Origin of the sequence: Pseudoxanthomonas japonensis, assembly GCF_043632995.1 — a bacterium.
GTDB classification, from domain to species: domain Bacteria; phylum Pseudomonadota; class Gammaproteobacteria; order Xanthomonadales; family Xanthomonadaceae; genus Pseudoxanthomonas_A; species Pseudoxanthomonas_A japonensis.
In genome coordinates, this window is sequence record NZ_CP171632.1 from 191,779 (window position 1) to 211,104 (window position 19,326).

The 19,326-nt window shown below is 64.9% G+C and carries 13 protein-coding genes; 10 read left to right on the top strand and 3 right to left on the bottom strand.

Annotated features, from left to right (window positions below; all coding sequences use genetic code 11):
* Positions 1 to 23: 23 nt before the first annotated feature.
* The 7 genes from ACGHX3_RS00830 (at position 24) to ACGHX3_RS00860 (ending at position 12,338) form a co-directional block, all read left to right on the top strand.
* Positions 24 to 1,514 carry a transglutaminase-like domain-containing protein gene (locus ACGHX3_RS00830; protein ID WP_394696052.1) on the top strand — a complete coding sequence of 497 codons (1,491 nt, stop codon included), beginning with the start codon at positions 24 to 26 and terminating at the stop codon, positions 1,512 to 1,514.
* 55 nt (positions 1,515 to 1,569) lie between these two features.
* On the top strand, positions 1,570 to 4,557 hold the full coding sequence (locus ACGHX3_RS00835; protein WP_394696053.1) for a TonB-dependent receptor domain-containing protein: 2,988 nt from the start codon (positions 1,570 to 1,572) through the stop codon (positions 4,555 to 4,557).
* A 139-nt stretch (positions 4,558 to 4,696) separates the two neighbouring features.
* Positions 4,697 to 5,455 carry an N-acetylmuramoyl-L-alanine amidase gene (locus ACGHX3_RS00840; protein WP_394696054.1) on the top strand — a complete coding sequence of 253 codons (759 nt, stop codon included), beginning with the start codon at positions 4,697 to 4,699 and terminating at the stop codon, positions 5,453 to 5,455.
* A 325-nt stretch (positions 5,456 to 5,780) separates the two neighbouring features.
* A complete protein-coding gene (locus ACGHX3_RS00845) occupies positions 5,781 to 8,720 on the top strand; it encodes a TonB-dependent receptor domain-containing protein (protein WP_394696055.1) in 2,940 nt (979 codons plus the stop codon).
* A 102-nt stretch (positions 8,721 to 8,822) separates the two neighbouring features.
* Positions 8,823 to 10,367: a serine hydrolase gene (locus ACGHX3_RS00850; protein ID WP_394696056.1), complete on the top strand. Its 1,545-nt coding sequence runs from the start codon at positions 8,823 to 8,825 to the stop codon at positions 10,365 to 10,367.
* Position 10,368: 1 nt separating this feature from the next.
* Complete coding sequence (locus ACGHX3_RS00855) at positions 10,369 to 11,076, top strand: M15 family metallopeptidase (protein WP_394696057.1); 708 nt, start codon at positions 10,369 to 10,371, stop codon at positions 11,074 to 11,076.
* Positions 11,073 to 12,338: an NAD(P)/FAD-dependent oxidoreductase gene (locus ACGHX3_RS00860; protein ID WP_394696058.1), complete on the top strand. Its 1,266-nt coding sequence runs from the start codon at positions 11,073 to 11,075 to the stop codon at positions 12,336 to 12,338. Before ACGHX3_RS00855 ends, ACGHX3_RS00860 begins: the two co-directional genes overlap by 4 nt.
* Before the next feature lie 191 nt (positions 12,339 to 12,529).
* Here the strand turns inward: ACGHX3_RS00860 and trmL are convergent, their stop codons facing one another.
* From trmL to ACGHX3_RS00875, 3 genes are all read right to left on the bottom strand, one after another.
* Positions 12,530 to 13,009: a tRNA (uridine(34)/cytosine(34)/5-carboxymethylaminomethyluridine(34)-2'-O)-methyltransferase TrmL gene (trmL, locus tag ACGHX3_RS00865; protein ID WP_394696059.1), complete on the bottom strand. Its 480-nt coding sequence runs from the start codon at positions 13,007 to 13,009 to the stop codon at positions 12,530 to 12,532.
* A 110-nt stretch (positions 13,010 to 13,119) separates the two neighbouring features.
* The gene (locus ACGHX3_RS00870; RefSeq protein WP_394696060.1) at positions 13,120 to 13,503 is read right to left on the bottom strand and encodes a hypothetical protein; all 384 of its coding nucleotides are present in this window, start codon (positions 13,501 to 13,503) and stop codon (positions 13,120 to 13,122) included.
* A gap of 398 nt (positions 13,504 to 13,901) precedes the next feature.
* Positions 13,902 to 14,606: an SDR family oxidoreductase gene (locus ACGHX3_RS00875; protein ID WP_394696061.1), complete on the bottom strand. Its 705-nt coding sequence runs from the start codon at positions 14,604 to 14,606 to the stop codon at positions 13,902 to 13,904.
* A 141-nt stretch (positions 14,607 to 14,747) separates the two neighbouring features.
* On the opposite strand from ACGHX3_RS00875, the gene ACGHX3_RS00880 reads away from it, so the two are divergent.
* The 3 genes from ACGHX3_RS00880 to ACGHX3_RS00890 all read left to right on the top strand — a co-directional run bounded on the left by ACGHX3_RS00880 (position 14,748) and on the right by ACGHX3_RS00890 (position 19,173).
* Complete coding sequence (locus ACGHX3_RS00880; RefSeq protein WP_394696062.1) at positions 14,748 to 17,612, top strand: M16 family metallopeptidase; 2,865 nt, start codon at positions 14,748 to 14,750, stop codon at positions 17,610 to 17,612.
* Positions 17,613 to 17,715: 103 nt separating this feature from the next.
* Positions 17,716 to 18,033, top strand: a complete 318-nt coding sequence (locus tag ACGHX3_RS00885) for a DUF4156 domain-containing protein (protein WP_394696063.1) — start codon at positions 17,716 to 17,718, stop codon at positions 18,031 to 18,033.
* A gap of 123 nt (positions 18,034 to 18,156) precedes the next feature.
* The gene (locus tag ACGHX3_RS00890) at positions 18,157 to 19,173 is read left to right on the top strand and encodes a 3-oxoacyl-ACP synthase III (protein WP_162336007.1); all 1,017 of its coding nucleotides are present in this window, start codon (positions 18,157 to 18,159) and stop codon (positions 19,171 to 19,173) included.
* Positions 19,174 to 19,326 lie beyond the last annotated feature (153 nt).

A 19,326-nucleotide genomic window follows, 5' to 3' on the forward strand; every position in this document is an offset into this window, starting at 1 on the left:
TGGATGCGAGCGGGAGCCAGCACATGACCACAGAACGCGGCAGGCGCACCCGGCGCCGGGTGGCTGCGTGGCTGTCGCTGTGCGGGTGGCCGATGGTACTCCCGCTGCCGGGCCTGGCCACGGCGGGCGATCCGCTGGCCGTCATCGTCGCGGATATCGACCAGGGACGGTTCCGCGACGCGGAAATCGCCATTGCACAGGCACTCGCAAGCCGCGACGCGGACACGGCGGGCCGCGACGCACTGCTGTTCCAGCGCGAGCGCATGCGACGCATGCGCCTCGACTTCACCCTCGACGCCACCGCCGTGCGCGAACGCATCCGCACGCACGTGCCGGATCTGGGCGAGGACGAGTTCCAGCGCTGGGACAGTGCCGGGCTGATCGAGCGACTGGATATCGATGGTGAGCCGCGCTACTTCAACCGGTCGGTGTCGAACCTGTTCCGGCTGAGTCCGGAGGCCGCCGCGCGCCGTGCGCCGCCGGTGCGGCCCTTCGCACAGGGCCCCTACGAGGCGCTGCACCGCCATCATCGCGACGTGGTGCAGGTCGCCAAAGCCACCGGCGCAACCAGCGTGCTGCCGCGCCGCGTGCGCATCACCCATACCCTCAGCGTGAAGCCCGACGCCGTGCCGGCGGGGGAAACCGTGCGCGCCTGGCTGCCGTATCCGCGCGCCATCGCGGGCCAGCAGGAGGCCATCGCGCTGGTGACCAGCCAGCCAGCGCGTCCGCAGGTAGCGCCGGAACGCGCGTTGCAGCGCACCGCGTATCTCGAGCAACCGGCGGTCGCCGGAGTGCCGACGACCTTCTCGGTAACGTACGAAGTCACCGTGCACGCACGCCGCGTGGCAATCGATCCCGAGCGCGTGGTGCTGGCGATCGCCACGCCCGAACTCGCTCCGTTCCTCGCCGAGCGCGCGCCGCATGTCGTCTTCAACGACGACCTCCGCCGTTTCAGCGAGCAGGTGGTGGGCGGAGAAAAGAATCCCTACCGCGTCGCCCAGAAGCTGTTCGCCGCGGTGGACCGCATTCCGTGGGCCGGTGCGCGCGAGTACTCCACGATCAGCAACATCAGCGACCACGCGTTCCGCGCCGGCCATGCCGATTGCGGACAGCAGACGCTGCTGCTGATCACGCTGCTGCGGATGAACGGCATCCCCGCGCGCTGGCAGTCGGGCTGGGCCTATTCGGAAGACGTCGAAGGCCACGACACCATGCACGACTGGGGCGCGCTGTACCTGGCGCCGTACGGCTGGGTGCCGATGGATGTGACCACCGGCCAGTTGGACTCGGACGACCCGGCGCTGCGCTGGTTCTATCTTGGCGGACTGGATGCCTATCGCGTGGCGTTCAACGACGACTACTCGCGCGAGTTCATCCCCGCCAAGCAGCACGTGCGGTCCGAAACCGTGGACCTGCAGCGCGGCGAAGTGGAATGGAAGGGCGGCAACCTCTACTTCGACCAATGGGACTACACGTTCGAATGGACCATGCTGCCGCGGGATGGGCGCGGGTGAGCGCGATACGACCACAACACGATTCAACCAACATCTTTAGCAGGAGAGAGCGGGGATGAAAGGCAAGGTTCTGAAGAAAGCGGCGCTGGGTATCGCCCTGGGCGCATGCATCGCCACGATGGCGCCGCTGGCGATGGCGCAGAGCGCGACCGGCGCGGTCGCGGGTCGCGCCAGCGCGGGCGACCAGATCACGATCACCAATACGGCGACGGGCGCGACGCGCACGGTGACCGTGGAAGGCAACGGCAGCTATCGCCTGACACAGTTGCCCATCGGCGACTACCAGTTGCAGGTCAAGCGCGATGGCGCCAACGTCGGCGACGCCGTCGGGGTCAATGTGTCGCTGGGCGGCACGACCACGGTCAACCTGGGCGCCGACGGCGGCGTTGTGAACCTCAATGCGGTGCAGGTGGTGGGCTCGCGCGTCGTCAACCGCGTGGACGTGCGCTCGACGGAGTCGGCGACGAACATCAATCGTGAGGAGCTGGCAAAACTGCCTGTCGACCAAAGTCTCAGTGCCGTAGCCCTGCTGGCGCCCGGCGTGGTGAATTCTGGCGCCACGTTTGGCGGCCTCTCGTTTGGCGGCTCCTCCGTCGCCGAGAACGCCGTCTACATCAATGGCCTCAATGTCACGGATCCCTATCGTCGGCAGGGATTCTCATCAGTTCCTTTCGGGTTCTACCAGGAGTTCCAGGTCAAGACCGGCGGCTACTCCGCTGAGTTCGGCCGCAGCACAGGCGGTGTCATCAACGCTGTGACGCGATCCGGCAGCAATGAATTCCATGCTGGCGCTGAAGTCACTTTGGAGCCTTCCGCCTGGGAATCTTCGAAGGAAGACCATTTCCATCGCGATGGAACTTTGGACGAGCGCAATCGCACCAGCCGCGACAAGAGTTCTTTCTACAAGGCGAATGTGTGGGCATCCGGCGCAATCGTGCAGGACAAGCTGTTCTTCTTCGCCATGTACGAGAAGCGCGACAGCAATCCGCAGGATTTCGACACCAACGATGCGTTTCTCACGAAGAGTGACAACGATTTTTGGGGAGCGAAGCTGGATTGGCGCATCAACGATGATCATCTGCTGGAGCTCCTGGCGTTCTCCGACAAGAGCGAGTCTACGACCGACATCTATAAGTACACCTGGGCCACCGGCTCGAAAGACCGCTTGAAGGGCGACAGCGTGTCGGGTTCGGGGGGTGACAACTGGTCGCTGACCTACACCGGCCACTTCACCGACAACTTCACGGCGAAGGCGATGTACGGCGTCAACAAGCGCAGTGCGGCCAACAGCAGCAATCAGGATTCTGACTGCAGTATCGTCACGCGGTCGGGCAGCTATACGACGCGCTTCGGACAAGAGACGACGCCGGAGGGCTGCCATCCCACAGATACCAGCATCGGCCAGCGCGACGACAGGCGCGAAGCCGCGCGTCTCGACTTCGAATGGTCGCTCGGCGACCACTTGCTGCGCTTCGGCCTGGACCAAGAGATCATGGATTCCAACAGCGCAGTCCGTTATCCGAATGACGGCATCAGCTATCAAGTGCAGGCGCAGAATGGCGGAAGTTCGCTAAACGGAACCGTGGTGCCGATAGGGACCACTGCGATCGTCGACGCGCGACGCTACATCACCGGCACGCCGGTCACTACCGAAGCGCAAGCCATCTATGTCGAAGACAACTGGAGCGTCACGCCAAGCCTGCTGTTGAGCCTGGGTTTACGTGCGGACAAGTTCCATAACAAGTACGCCTCCGGCGTCACGTTCGCCAAGGCGGACTTCTCGGACATGATTGCGCCGCGGATAGGTTTCAGCTGGGACATGAGAGGCGACGGCTCGACCAAGCTGTTCGGCAACGCCGGGCGCTACTACCTCCCGCTGACCAACAAACTCGCCGACTACTTTGCGGGCAGTACCGATGAGCACACCTACTACGTACTCGATGGTTGGCAGCAGATGGAACATCCGCTGGCGGGAACCTATCTGCTTCCCATACTGGGCCAGCAGATCGGTCCTGTGAATACATCGAACAACGTGCCCGCACCCGAGGACTTCCGAACCGCAGTCGCGAAAGACCTGAAGATGGTTTTCCAAGACGAGTTCATCCTCGGTTTCCAGCAGGCGCTCAGCCCCGCGTGGTCCTATGGCGTGAACGCGACGTACCGGCGCATGACGCGTGCGGTGGAGGACGCGCGCATCAATCATGTCGAGGGATGCCCGTGGTACTCCGGCGACTGGCCGATCATCAACCCGGGCGAAACCACGACATTGTGGTGCCCGACGACGAATGACTGGGTGACATTCGATTCGTCCAGGGACGGCTATATCGCCTCCGGCAGCGGAGCGATCATGGGTTACAAGAAGCCCAAGCGTACCTACAAGGCCGTCGAGTTCCAGTTGGACCGTGCCTGGGATGACAAGTGGGCCTTCAATGCCAGCTACCTCTGGTCCAAGTCCGAGGGCAATATCGAAGGGCCGGTGAATTCGGACACCGGCTACGCCGACACCAATCTGGTGCAGTACTACGATCATCCGGCCGTCAACGAACGCTATGGCGTGCTGTTCAACGATTCCCGCCATCAGATCAAGCTGCGAGGAAGCTATAAGCTCAATGAGCAATGGTCATTCGGCAGCACGTTTTCCGCGCGCTCTGGCGGGCCGATCACCGCCTATGGTGTGGTATGGCCGAATGACAATCGCGCAGCGGGCGGGCCGGGCGAGTTCAGTGGTGGCGGCTCGGGTTGGTTGTGCGTCGCCAACTGCTCCACCTGGGCAACGCGCCAACTGGTGTATTCCGAACGTGGCGCTTTCGGGCGCATGCCATGGGTCTATGACCTGGGCGCCAACGTTACTTGGACGCTGCCCGTCGAGGGGATCGATCTGAAGGCGCGACTGTCGGTATACAACCTGCTGAATAGGCAAACGGTCGTAAATGTTCATTCCCGCTACGAAAGTACTCCGGGAACGCCGATGCCGCACTTTGGGCAAGGCACTGTCTGGCAATCCCCGCGCTACACCCAGCTCGTCGTGACCTGGAACTTCTGATCGCGCAGCGCATGCGATCGAAGCGGCATTTCTCCGGTGGCCTGCCGTCCGCGGCAGGCCTTTCTTTCTTCCGGCCGTTCGTGGCCGAGCGCGTCGTCCGTGTTATTCCTATGCTTGGCGGCTCATCGAGGTATCCATCATGACGAAGCACGTCCCATCCGCATGCCGGTCCGCGATCCTCGCCGCCATGGTCGTGTTGCTCGGCGCGTGCGCGCACTCCGCTCCGCGCAATCCGCTCGCAACCTGGGTGCCCTCGAAGAACTTCGACGAGCGGCGGCCGGTGGTCATCGTGTTGCACTACACCGAACAGGATTCGGTGGAGCAGTCATTGGACACGCTGCGTAGCCGCAACAGTGGTGGACGTGTCAGCTCGCACTACCTGCTGGGCAAGGACGGCAAGATCTACCAGCTGGTCAGCGATACGCAGCGCGCCTGGCACGCCGGCGCGGGGCGCTGGGGCGCGATCACCGACGTCAACAACGCCTCGATCGGTATCGAGATCGACAACGACGGCAAGAGTCCGTTTCCCGACGTGCAGATCGACAGCCTGATCGTGCTGCTGCGCGACCTGACCCAACGTCTGCGCATCCCTCCGACGCAGGTCATCGGCCACTCGGACCTGGCGCCGACGCGCAAGATCGACCCGGGCCCGCTGTTCCCGTGGAAGCGTCTGGCGGACGCGGGCTTCGGTGTAAGGCCGGCGGAGGGTGTTGGTGATCCGCCGCCTGGCTTCGATCCGTGGCTGGCGCTGCAGGCGATCGGTTACGCCACCGACAATCGCCCCGATACGGTGCGGGCCTTCCACCATCGCTTTCGCGGCATGGAAGGCACGGAACTGGATGCCGAAGACCTGCGCATCCTGCATGCGCTGACTGCGCCGCCCGTGGCATCGCCGTAATGGGCAGGAATATTCAAGTCGGTTTTTTTGCGACGCAAGAATAATTTATTGACTGCGGTCAAGCTGCGTGCTACACCGCCATCACAGGGGTTTTGCCGGCAGGGGTGCCGGCGTAGTCGGTTTCAAATGCAATCTGTGGTGCGCACCCGGGATGGGATGCGCGGCAAGGCGCGAATGGGGAGCCATCCGGGCCGGGGATCGAGGAACGACAGCGACGCAGCCCGCACGGGCAACGGCGTCGGCCCCGGAACCGCGCGTCGAGCGTATCGCAGCCCATCACATCGGTCGCGCACACCGCGCACAAAGACATCCAGAGGAGATCCGCATGCCCGCTCGACGCCCTTCGCTCAGGCCCACCCACCTCGCTACCGCCATCCTGTTGGGCTTGGCCGTTCCCGGCGTCGTGTTCGCGCAGGATGAGGCTTCCACAAGCAGCGCTGCCCACACGCTAGATACGGTGAATGTCACGGGCTCGCGTATCAAGCGCACCGATGTAGAGGCAGCGCTTCCGATCACCATCATCCAGAGGGCGGAGATCGAAGCGCAGGGCATCTCTTCGGCGGAACAGCTGTTGCAGCAGCTCAACATCGCGACCAGTGGCTCGGATAGCCTCGCGGCCAACAATTCGATCTCGCCGCCGGGCCAAGCAGATGGCCGTGGCAACAATGGCCTGTCAGGCGCCAATCTGCGTGGACAGGGCGCTGACGCCACGCTGGTACTGCTAAATGGCCGGCGTGTAGCCGCACATGGTCTGGGTGGCCAGGTGGTGGACCTGAACTCGATTCCCTTCCAAGCCATCGACCGGGTTGAAGTGCTGCGTGACGGTGCCTCGGCCATGTATGGCACCGATGCTATCGGGGGCGTCATCAACTTCATTACGAGATCGGACTATCAGGGACTATCGGCCACCCTGGGTGCCGACGTGACGGATGAAGGTGGCGGCAACATCTATCGCGTGGGGTTGCTGGGCGGCGTCGGTGACCTCGATAGTGACCGCTGGAATGTGTGGTTGGCCTGGAACCACAAGAAGAATGAGATTCTCACGGGTAAGGATCGGGATTTCACCAATAGCTTCCGGCCGGACCGGGGCCTGTCTCCCGACTCCCGCGGTGGCCCCTTCGCCACCATCGGTAGCGGTGCAGGTACGCTGATCAACGGAAATTTGACGGACCCGCTTGGAGGCGGCCCACAGAACTGGGTGAATATCGCGGACCTTCCTGGAGGAATCGGTTGCGAGAATGCCGGCGACCTGATGGGGCCTTACGCCAACGAGATCTGGGATTACCCGACGTTTCGTTACGCCTGCGCCTGGGATTATGGCCGCGCACGCACGCTCCAGCAGGCATCCGAGACCAATCAACTGATTGGCCGCTTCACGTTCAACATATCTGACCGGCATCAGTTCTACATCGAAGCCATGGGGTCGGAGGTGGAGTCCAAGCGCCGGTTCGAAGCGCTGCAGTTTACGACCGCCATTCCGTCTACCACCAATCCCGCAACTGCAGCAGGTACGCTGGATCCGTATCCCCTCAACGATCTCACCCGCGCGACCTACGACATGGTCTATGGCGCGCTCTTGGGCCACTTTGGGCCTCAAGCCAATCTGATCTATGGGAATCCCATTGCGTACCGCTGGAGGTGCTACGAGTGCGGGCCGCGCCAATACACCACGACCACCAAAGCCATGCGGTTGATGTTGGGTCTGGATGGCAGCATCGGTAACTGGAACTACACGACGGGTCTTTCAAGGTCGAGCAGCAAGGCCGAGTCGGTGCTGACCAATGGCTTCGTCTTCACGGCGCCATTGAAGGAGATGCTGCGAACGGGGTTGATCAATCCGTTCCTGTTGCCGGGCCAGAGCCAGACCCCCGAAGCGCTGGCAGCGCTTGAGTCCATTTCAGCCGATGGCACGCAGCTTTATAGCGGCGAAACCACCACGACCACATTCGACGCGACCTTCACCGGTAGTCTCGGCTTCGGCCTTTGGGCCAAAGACGATGTGCAGGCGGCTTTCGGGGCGGAATGGCGTCGCGAGGAGTACGAGTTCACCGGCCCCGCCCTGTGGGATTCCACCATGTATCCGACCACGGGCGGTAGCGCATGGATCTACCAAGCAGCGGGTGATGCGAACAACTACATGACCGGCAAGGCTCGCAACGTAAAAGCGGTATATGCCGAGTTCCTCGTGCCGGTGCTGGATTCGTTGAATGCCACGATATCGGGTCGTTACGATGACTATGACGGTTTCGGCGGGACGTTCAATCCCAAGTACTCATTCAAATGGCAGCCAGTGGATTGGCTCGCATTCCGCGGGTCATACAGCACGGGCTTCAAGGTGCCCGATTTCGCGAAGCTGTTCCGAGGAACGACAGAGTCGCCCAGCATCGGCGCAGGCGTGGACATCGCCGACCCCGCAACATGCCCTGGAGGCGATCCGGATGCCAGCGAAGCGGGCTGCGAGAACATCTATCCCACGATTCTCACTGGCGGCAACCCGAACCTGAAGCCTGAGGAGTCCGAGCAGCGGAGTATCGGCGTCGTGTTTGCGCCTACCAGCAATTTCAATGTCAGCGTCGACTGGTGGGAGATCGAACGACTGGCCACGGTGCGCTCCACAACCTTGCGCGAGCTCAAAGACAACTACGACATCTTCAGGGAAAACTGGATTCGCGACGCCAGCGGAAACGTCGTGCAGATCGACCAGCGCTACGTCAATACGGGTGGAACGCTGACGCGCGGCATTGAAGTGGATGCCAACCTGCGCGGTGAGCTGGCGGGCGGCAACTGGAACATCCACTTCAATGGCAACTATCTCGATCAATACAAGACCAAGACGCTCGAGACCTCGCCATGGAGCGCAGATCAGGTCGGGAGCTACACCCAGTGGGGCATCTTGCCGATTGAATGGAAGCACACGTTGAGTGTTGGCTGGGCGAAGGGAGACTGGGCACACACGCTGACTCAGGTGTACAGGGATGGCTATAAGGACTGGGTGCCGCGAGCCATCAGTCGCGGAGCATTGGACCCTGCCGACCTGCCCAACTACGATCCCGACGTCGATGAGTACATCACGTACAACTACAGTGTGAGTTGGACGGGTATGGAAGGGCTGAAGGCGACCTTCGGCATCCGGAACCTGCTCAATACCGATCCGCCCTTCACCGTGGCTTATCTTGATTATGGCGGCGGCTCTGGCTGGGAGCCACGTGTCGCTGATCCGCGAGGACGTGCATTCAACCTGGTATTGGAATACAAGTTCTTCTGACATACGGGTGTGTGAGATAGCAAACGGGGCGTTGCCGTGAAGCAACTGCGGCGACGCCCTTCTTTTCGTCAATGTTGAAAGCGCGGTGCATTGGGCCAGTCGATGAGATTGCTGTTGGTTCTCGCCATTCTTCTGGCACATACCGCGCAGGCCGAGCCTGCGAGCATCGAGATCGACTCCGCTGTCCAGCAGACATTCGACCGCTATCAGCTACCCGGCATCGCGGTCGGCATCATCCGCGACGGCGAGATCGCGTATACCCGCACGCTGGGCGAGCTGCAGGCCGGCAGCGGCGAGAAGATCGACAACGGCACGCTGTTCAAGATCGCGTCTAACAGCAAGGCGATGACGGCCGGCGTGCTCGCACGCCTGGTCGATGCCGGCAAGCTGAAGTGGGACGACCCGGTCACCAAATACCTGCCGCAGTTCCGCATGCACGACGCGTGGGTCACCCAGCAGATGCAGGTGCGCGACCTGCTGATCCACAACAGTGGCCTGGGGCTGGGTGCGGGCGATCTGATGCTGTGGCCGGAACCGAACCGGTTCACCCGCAGCGACATCATCGCCGGGCTGCAACACCTCAAGCCGACGCACAGCTTCCGCGCTGCGTACGCCTACGACAACCTGCTGTATGTCGTGGCAGGCGAAGTCGCGGCCGCGGCCGGTGGCGCGTCCTACGAGGAACTGGTCAAGCGCGAACTGTTCGGGCCGCTCGGCCTGTCGCGCTGCCAGGTTGGAGAATGGAATCGCGCGGCCGTGGGCAATGTGGCGCAGCCGCACATACGCACGCCACAGGGGAATCGTGCGATCCGTGAGGATGATGAGGTGGTTCCCAACGTCACCTCCATGGCGGCCGGCGGCATCCGCTGCAGCCTCGACGACATGCTGACGTGGATGCGCATGTGGCTGTCGCCGGACGCAACGCCCGCGTGGCTGTCGCCCGCGCAGCGCAAGGCCGTGTGGACGGCGCACATGCCGATGCCGGTGAGCGCGCGCATGCGCGCCTGGGACAACAGTCACTTCTCGGCCTACGGCTACGGCTGGCGCCTGTCGGATGTCGATGGCGCGTGGAAGGTGGCCCATACCGGCACGCTGGCCGGGATGTATTCGTCGGTCATCCTGTTGCCCGACCAGCGTACCGGCATCGTCATCCTGATCAACGGCGAAGGCGAGGCGGCACGCACGGTATTGGGGCAGGTGCTGACCAAGCAGTTCACCGCACCGCAATCGACCCCAACGGTGGCGTACTACGCCGAGCTGCTGGATCGGGAGCGTGCCGGCGAGCGGGCCGCCAAGCCGAAGGCGGACACGCGCCATCGCACGATCGCCAGCCCCCGAGCGCTAGCTGCCTGGACCGGGCACTACCGCGATCCCTGGTTCGGCGACGTGTCGCTGTGTCCACAAGGCGATCGCGTGCGCTTCGTCGCGGCGCGCTCGCCGATGCTGGCGGGCACGGTGATGCGCGTGGACGAACGCTGGCTGGTGGACTGGGACGACGACAGTGTGGACGCGGAGCCCTGGTTGCACTTTGCAGCGGCGAAGGCGAACGGCGGTGCCGGACTTACACTGTCGCATGTCGATCCGGACGCGGACTTCAGCTACGACTATGCCGATCTCGATTTCCACCGCACGGAGGCGTGCCGCTGACATGCGCGGTGCCTGGCTGCTGCTTGTGTGCGCGCTGCCATGGCTCAGCGCCTGCGCTTCTTCGCCGGCCGTACAGGTCTCTCCTGCGCAGGAGGCAGCCGACGTGGATCTGGTCGACGCGGCCAGCGTCGCGCCCGGACTGAAACAGGACATCCGCTACGCCGGTGCGAACAACTTCGTCGGCGCGCCCGTCACCGGTTATGAGGCACCGAAATGCATGTTGCTGGCGCCGGTCGCGCAGGCGCTCGCACGGGTGCAACAGGACGTGCAGCGCGAAGGGCTGTCGCTGAAGGTGTTCGACTGCTACCGCCCGGTGCGCGCGGTGCAGCACTTCGTCCGCTGGGCACGCGATCCGGCCGACCAGCGCACAAAGTCCGCGTACTACCCCAACCTGGAGAAGGCGAGCCTGCTGGATGGCTACATCGCCGAAACCTCCGGGCACAGCCGCGGCGCGACGCTCGACCTGACCCTGGTCCGCTGCGATGGCGATGCCTGCACGGAACTCGACATGGGCACGCCGTTCGATTTCTTCGATCCGCGCGCCAACACTGCGCATCCGTCGATCACCGACGAACAGCGCCGCCACCGCGAGCAGCTGGTGCAGGCCATGGCCCGCCATGGATTCCAGAACTATGCGATGGAGTGGTGGCACTTCACCTTCCGTCCCGAACCCACCCCACGCACCGCCTACGACGTTCCGATCCGATGAGTCCTTCCCCTTCTTCTTCCTCGCCGCGCACAGCCGATGTCGCGGTGATCGGCAGCGGCATCGTCGGTCTGTCGACGGCGCACCACCTGATGGATCGCGGGCTGTCCTGCCTGCTGATCGACGCCAAGGGACCGGCGGGCGAGACCTCGTTCGGCAATGCCGGCTCGATCTCGGTCGGCAACGTGATGCCGCAGTCCACGCCGGGCATCGTCACCAAGGCGCTGCGCATGCTCGCCAACCCGTTGGCGCCGCTGAAGCTGGACTGGGCCGTCAGCCCGTCCTATGCGCGCTGGCTACTGCAGTTCCTCAACCAGGGCCGCTTGCAGCATGTGTTGCCGATCATCGATGCACTGAGTGCGATCAACACCGCCTCGCGCAGTGCGTGGCTGGATCTGGGCGAGCGCATAGGTGCGAGCGAGCTGATCGGGCACACCGGCTACCTGCATGTCTACAGCGAGGACGCGACGTTCGCGAAGGGCGAATGGGAGCGCGGGCTGATGCGTGAGCGCGGCGTCGCGTTCGGCGTGCTCGATGCCGCCCAGTTGCGCGATCTCGAACCCGGCATCGGCGCGGGATTCCAGCGCGCGGTGTTCCAGCGCGACTCGCTGGCGATGCGTGATCCGGGGGAGTTCTGCCGTCGTCTGTTCGACGACCTGCGCACGCGCGGCGCGGCATCCTTGATCTCCAGTGCGTCCGCCATCGTGCGCCAGGGCGACGGCTATCGCATCGATACCGATCAGGGTCCCGTGCATGCGGGACGCGTGGTCGTGGCCGCGGGCGCATGGAGCAACGCATTGCTGCAGCCGTTCGGCCTGAAGATCCCGGTGATCCCCGCGCGCGGCTACCACTTGATGTACCCGCAGGCGCAGGCGGTCGTGCAGCGCCCCACGCTGTGGGCAGAGCGCTACATGGTGGTGTCGCCGATGCAGGCCGGCATCCGCATGACCAGCATCAAGGAGCTGACCGCGCTCGGCCGCGATCCGCATTACGCGCTGATCCATCGCCTCGATCCGGAAGCGCGCAGACTGTTTCCCGGCATCAGCGGCGAGCCGGTCTCGGAGTGGGCAGGCAATCGTCCATGCACACCGGACTCGCTGCCGATCATTGACCGGGTGCCGGGCGAAGATATTTTCGTCGCCACCGGCCACGGCCATCTTGGCCTGACGCAGGGCCCGGTCACCGGCAGGCTGGTCGACCAGATGATGGCGGGCGACACGACGGACATTCCGCTGGCGCCTTACGGACTCGCGCGTTTCGGTTGAACTTCGTTTCGATGGTTGTGGGAGCGACGTAAGTCGCGATCGCAGGCGCCGCTAGTCAGTGCCGGCCCAATCGAGACGGACGCACCACGGAATAGGGACGCCGTCTCCGAGATGATCGACGCACGTCAGGTGTCTGGACATTTTCCGGCCCGCGCTCGCGACTTACGTCGCTCCCACAACGAAGGGGCGGGTCACGCGCCGCCGACGAATCCCGCCTGCCGCCACGCTTCGAACACCACCACGGCGACCGTATTGGACAGGTTGAGGCTGCGGTTGTTCGGGCGCATCGGCAGGCGCAGGCGCTGCGCTTCCGGCAAACCGTCCAGCACATCCTGCGGCAGGCCGCGCGTTTCGGGACCGAACAGGAAGGCATCGCCAGGCTGGTAGACGGGCTCGTCGTGGCGCACGATGCCGCGCGTGCTCAGCGCGAACAGGCGTGCGGGACGGATGCGCTGCAGGGCCGCATCGAGCGAGGCGTGGACCTGCAGCGTGGCGTACTCGTGGTAATCCAGGCCGGCGCGCTTGAGCTGCTTGTCTTCCAATGCGAACCCGAGCGGTTCGATCAGGTGCAGCCGCGCGCCGGTGTTCGCGCAGAGGCGGATGGCATTGCCGGTATTCGGGGGAATTTCCGGCTGGTACAGCAGGACGTCGATGTCCAGGGTGTCGGTCATGGCGCGCATTCTACGCGGCGCTGCATGGCCTCACGGGCGGGTGTTGCGGTGTTGCTCCGGCCACAGCCGGCTTGCGCGATGTCGCAGGTGAAGCGTGTATCGCCTGCTTATCAGCGCGAAGCCAGCTGGCCGGCCAGCACGCCTGCCTGCACCGCGATCTGCTGCATGTCCTCGGCCGACGGGCGCACGGTGACCACCGGCATGTCGACGATGCGGACCGCCTGCTGGGCGACGAACTGGGCCAGGTCTTCGGCGGTCGGCGTCACGGTGATCGTGGCCAGGTCGACGATCTTGGCGTCCTTGTAGGTGTGGTAGTGGGCCAGGTCGGCGGCGTCCGGCGTCACCGTGACGGTCGGCAGGTCGACGATGCGGGCAGCCGGGGCAGCAGCGTTGAGGTTGTTGTTGTCGGCGTGGGTCGCGGAGACGACCATGGCACCGGCGCACAGGGCGAACACGGCGGCGGCGGTCAGGGGGAGGAGAGTCTTGGCGTTCATTGTCATGCCTCTGTAGTGATGTTGTTGGGTGGTGTGGTAGTAATGTAGTACACCTAGACAGAGCGAGCAAGCAAAACTTTTAGTTCTGGTGATTTGATTCAGGCTTCAGTCAGGTTAGCGGGGTGCTGCGCGTTCTTGTTGTAGGTAACGCAGAAACCGTGCCAAACGTAAATCATTGATCCATCAATAGTTCTTGGTGCTTCCTGCCTGTCCGCTGTCCGGAGCGACTGTCCGTCCGGTGTCCGTCCTGCGTGAACCAAGACGGGCGGCGGTGTCCGTTGTGACTGCGAACACGCCGCTTCGCCCTGCCCCCGGTCATTCCGGTGCGCAAGGGTTTGGATGCTGTTCAACTCGGAAGCGTTGCGTTGCCTGCGGGTGGCCGCAGCCAGCGTTCAGGTTCACCAGGACAGCGGATCGCCCTGCCAGTCGAGGAAACGCCCGCTGTCTTCGGACGTGAGGTGGTCGATCACCTGCAGCAGGCCTGCGACCGATTCCGCCACGGAGAGCGCCGCGTTGTCGCCGCCCATGTCGGTGCGCACCCAGCCTGGATGCAGGGCGACGACCTTGATGCCGCGCGGTGCCAACGCCTGCGAGAGCAACGACGTGACCATGTTCTGTGCGGCCTTGCCGATCGCGTAGCTGGGCGTGCGGAACTCCTGCCGCAACGCGATCGAACCGATCTCGGACGAGATGTTCGCCACCATCGCGCCCTCGGCCAGTTGCGGCGCCAGGGCCTGCGTCAGCAGGAATGGTCCGGCGGCGTGGGTATGGAAGCTGGTGTCCAGATCCTCGGCAGCCACCTGGCCGAAGCGTTCGCCGCCACGGAGCACGCCGGCGTTGTTGATGAGCAGGTGCAGGGGTTGCCCGTCGGTGACCAGGGGCAGGTCGCGCAGCAGCGCCTCGCGGCTGCGGGCATCGGCCACGTCCAGCGGCAGCACATGCAGGCGCCCCGGATGCTCGCCGGCCAGCCGGTTCAACGCCGTCGCCTTGCCGGGGTGGCGGCAGGTCGCCACCACGTGCCGCTGGCGGGCCAGCAGTTGCGAAACCAGTTCCAGTCCCAGGCCGCGATTGGCCCCGGTCACCAGGCAGTGCTTGCGGTCCATGTCGCCTCCACCAAGGGGTTCGAGAGCATTGGCGCGGTGGTACCCGTGCCGTAGGTCATGGCTTGTGGCCTAGTGTAATGACTGCCAGCGAGGGCTAGCATCGGGGGTTCTGCAGGCCCATTCAGTATCGAAGGAGTGTCCATGTCCCTTTCCCGTCGGCCCCGCGCCGCCCTGCTCGCCGTTGCCCTGTCCGCCGCCCTCGGGGGCCTGGCGTACGCACCGGCCCCGACGTACGCGAAGCCGGCCGCCGGTGCGGACATCGTGATCCCCTACGAGGAGTTCACCCTGCCCAATGGCCTGCGCGTCATCGTGCATACCGACCGCAAGGCGCCGATCGTGGCGGTCAACATCTGGTACCACGTGGGCAGCAAGAACGAGACCCCGGGCCGTACCGGTTTCGCGCACCTGTTCGAACACCTGATGTTCCAGGGCAGCGAGAACCACGACGGCGAGTTCTTCACTCCGTTCGAACTGGTGGGCGCCACCGACCAGAACGGCACCACCAACCAGGACCGCACCAATTACTTCCAGAACGTGCCGACCACCGCGCTCGACATGGCGCTGTGGATGGAATCCGACCGCATGGGCCACCTGCTCGGCGCGATCGACCAGAAGGCGCTCGACGAGCAGCGCGGCGTGGTGCAGAACGAGAAGCGCCAGGGCGAGAACCAGCCCTACGGCCGCCGCATCAGCGCGCGCATGTTCGAGGCCCTGTATCCGGCCGGGCATCCGTACAGCTGGCAGACCATCGGCTCAATGGCGGATCTCGATGCCGCCACGCTCGATGACGTGAAGACCTGGTTCCGCAGCTGGTATGGCCCGAACAATGCGGTGCTGGTGCTGGCCGGCGACATCGACGTCGCCACCGCCAAGGAGAAGGTCACCCGCTACTTCGGCGACATTCCGGCCAGCGCCACGCTGGCGGACATGAAGACCAACATCCCGACGCATGCCAAGGACACCCGCGAGACCATCCCCGACCGCGTGCCGCAGGTGCGGGTCTACCGCGCCTGGCCGGTCGCCGAGATGGGAACGAAGGACGCCGTCCTGCTCGACCTGTTCGCGCAGGTGCTCGGCGGCAGCGCGGCCTCGCGCTTCGACACCCGCTTGGTGCACGGCGACAAGATTGCCGACCAGGCGACCGCCTACCAGTGGAGCAGCGAGATCAGCGGTACCTTCTTCCTGATGTCCACCGTCAAGGAAGGCGTCGACCCGGCCAAGGTCGAGGCCGCGCTGGATGAAGAAATGAAGCGCCTGATCACGCAGGGCCCGACGGCGGAGGAACTGGAGCGCGCCCGCACCGCCGGCGTCGCCGGCTTCGTCCGCGGCATCGAGCGCATCGGCGGTTTCGGCGGCAAGTCCGACGTGCTGGCCTCGTGCGCCGTCTACCAGACCACGCCCGACTGCTACAAGGAAGATCTGGACATCTACGCCAGCGCCACGCCGGCCGACGTGCAGGCGGCGGCGAAGAAGTGGCTGAGTGGCGGCTCGCACACCATCCTGGTCCAGCCCAGCGAAACGCCGGCGTCGGCGTTGCCGGAGACCGTGTTCGCGGCGCCCGCCACCACGCCGGCCGCCACGCCGAAGGTAGACCCGAAGTTCAAGACCGTCGCCAGCACCGTCGACCGCAAGGCCGGCGTGCCGAAGACCACCACCTTCCCCGACCTGAAGTTCCCGGCTGTGCATCGCGCCACGCTGTCCAACGGCATGCAGGTGACGCTGGCCGAGCGCCATGAAACGCCGGTGGTGCAGTTCAACGTCGAGTTCCCCGGTGGCTATGCTGCGGACGTCGGCAAGAAGCTCGGCACCGCCAGCTTCGCGTTGCAGATGATGGACGAGGGCGCCGGTGAGTACGGCGCGCTCGACTTCGCTGCCCGCAAGGAAGCGCTGGGGGCGGAACTGACGACCGGCGCCGGGCTGGATTCGGCCTCGGTCGGCCTGTCGGCGCTGACCGACAAGCTGGCGCCCTCGCTGGACCTGCTGGCCGACGTGCTGCGCCGACCGACCTTTGCCCCGGCGGAAATCGAGCGCGTGCGCGCGACCTGGATCGCGGGCATCAAGCAGGAAAAGGCGCGTCCGCAGACCGCCGCGTTGCGCACCTTGCCGCCGCTGCTGTACGGCGAGGGCCATCCGTATGCCATTCCGTTCACCGGCTCGGGCACGGAAGCGTCGATCGCCTCGCTGACCCGCGATGACCTGGTCGCCTTTCACCGCGACTGGCTGCAGCCGGACCAGGCACGCATCATCATCGTCGGCGACACCACGCTGGCCGAGATCGTGCCGCTGTTGGAAGCCCGCCTGGGCGACTGGAAGGCCGCGCCGAACGCGCCCAAGCTGGCCGCCGTGCCCAAGGTCGCCAACGCCGCCAAGCCGCGCGTGTTCCTGATCGACCAGCCCGGCGCCATCCAGTCGAACGTCTACGCCGCGCAACTCGTTCCGCCGACCGGCGACGCCGGCACCATCGACTTCGACTTCGCCAACGGCGTGCTCGGCGGCCAGTTCACCTGGCGCCTGAACTCCAATCTGCGCGAGGACAAGCACTGGGCCTACGGCTCCTACAGTGGCGCGCGCAACAGCCTTGGCCAGCGCCCGTGGTGGGCCAGCGCCGCGGTGCAGAGCGACCGCACCGCCGACTCGATGAAGGAACTGCAGAAGGAAATCAGCCAGTTCGCCACCGGCCAGGCCCCGGCCACGCCGGAGGAGATCATCAAGGTCCGCGCCGCCAACACGCTGGAACTGCCGGGCGCCTACGAAACCGCGTCCGCCGTGCTCGGCCAGATCGCCTCCAACCAGCGCTATGGCCGGCCGGACGATTACATCGTGCAGTACAAGGCGCGCAACGAAGCCATCGGCGCCGCCGACGTGGCCAAGGCCGCCGCCACGCTGTCGCCGTCCGCGCTTACCTGGGTGGTGGTGGGCGATCTGTCCAAGGTGGGCGAGTCCGTCCGCGCGCTGCAGCTGGGCGAAGCGGTCGAGCTGGATGCCGACGGCAAGCCGAAGAAGTAAGTATGTCCGTGTCGCCGCCCCTTCTCCGGGGCGGCGCATGGCCCGGATCGATTCATCCGGCATCGGCCAGAATGGCCACGACTCACATTACTAGGTGACTTCGATGCGTCTCGTCGTACTGGCTGCCGCCTCCACCGTCCTGCTGTCCGCCTGCACCTGGGTGCATCTCGCCCCCAATGCCAAGAACGTTCGCGTGGTCGGCGCGGGCGCCGTGCCGTCCGGGTGCGAGAAGCGCGGCGAGGTCTCCGTGTCGGTCAAGGACAGCGTGGCGTTCTACGAACGCAACAACCTGCGGGTCCGGGACGAGCTGGAAACCCTGGCCCGCAACGAAGCGCCGGGCCTGCAGGCCGACACCCTGCAGCCGCTGGGCGATCCCGCCAACGGCGAGCAGCGGTTCGCGGCCTACCGCTGTGGCCGATAAAGTGTGAAGTGAGTCACACTTGAGATCGGGTGCGTGGGTCCAGCGACGCCCGTAAAGATGCGGTGAAGGCGGGAAGCCGTTACCCTTGTCGGCCCCCTCGCCTGAGCCTTGGCGCTAACCTCGATGCTCTTCAAGAATGTCTCCATCGCGGGACTGGCGCATATCGATGCGCCGCACACGCTGACGTCCGCCGAAATCAACGCCCGTCTGCAGCCCACGCTCGACCGCCTGGGCATCAAGACCGACGTGCTGAACGACGTGGCCGGCGTGCATGCCCGCCGCCTGTGGGACGCCGACGTGCAGGCCTCCGACGCCGCCACGCTGGCCGCCAGGAAGGCACTGGAAGACGCCGGCATCGGCGCCGACAAGGTCGGCCTGGTGGTCAACACCTCGGTCAGCCGCGACTACCTGGAGCCGTCCACGGCCAGCATCGTCTGCGGCAACCTCGGCGTGGGCGACCACTGCCAGACCTTCGACGTCGCCAACGCCTGCCTCGCCTTCATCAACGGCATGGACATCGCTGCCCGCATGCTGGAGCGCGACGAAATCGACTACGCGCTGGTCGTCGATGGCGAAACCGCCAACCTGGTCTATGAGAAGACCATCGAGCGGCTCAACGCGCCCGACGTCACCGAGCAGCAGTTCCGCGACGAACTGGCCGCGCTGACCCTGGGCTGCGGCGCCGTGGCGATGGTGCTGACGCGCCGCGCGCTGGCCCCGGAAGCCCCGCGCTACAAGGGCGGCGTGACCCGTTCGGCCACCGAGTGGAACAAGCTCTGCCGCGGCAACCTGGACCGCATGGTCACCGACACCCGCATGCTGCTGATCGAGGGCATGAAGCTGGCCACCAAGACCTTCGCCGCCGCCAAGGTCGCGCTGGGCTGGGCGGTGGACGAGCTGGACCAGTTCGTCATCCACCAGGTCAGCCGCCCGCACACGCAGGCGTTCGTGAAGTCCTTCGGCATCGACCCGAAGAAGGTCATGACCATCTTCACCGAGCACGGCAACATCGGCCCGGCCAGCGTGCCGATCGTGCTGAGCAAGCTCAAGGAACTGGGCAAGCTGAAGAAGGGCGACCGCATCGCCCTGCTCGGCATCGGTTCGGGCCTGAACTGCACGATGGCCGAGGTGGAGTGGTAACCCCACCCGGCATTTGCCTTCCAGGGGCCGGTTCGCCGGCCCTTGTCGTGTCAGGCGACCGTATCTTCGCCACGGGTGACCGAGTGCGATGCCACGTTAAGTGGCTCTCGCGGTCAATTCACGAATCCAGACGCGTTAATTCGCGAATACGGC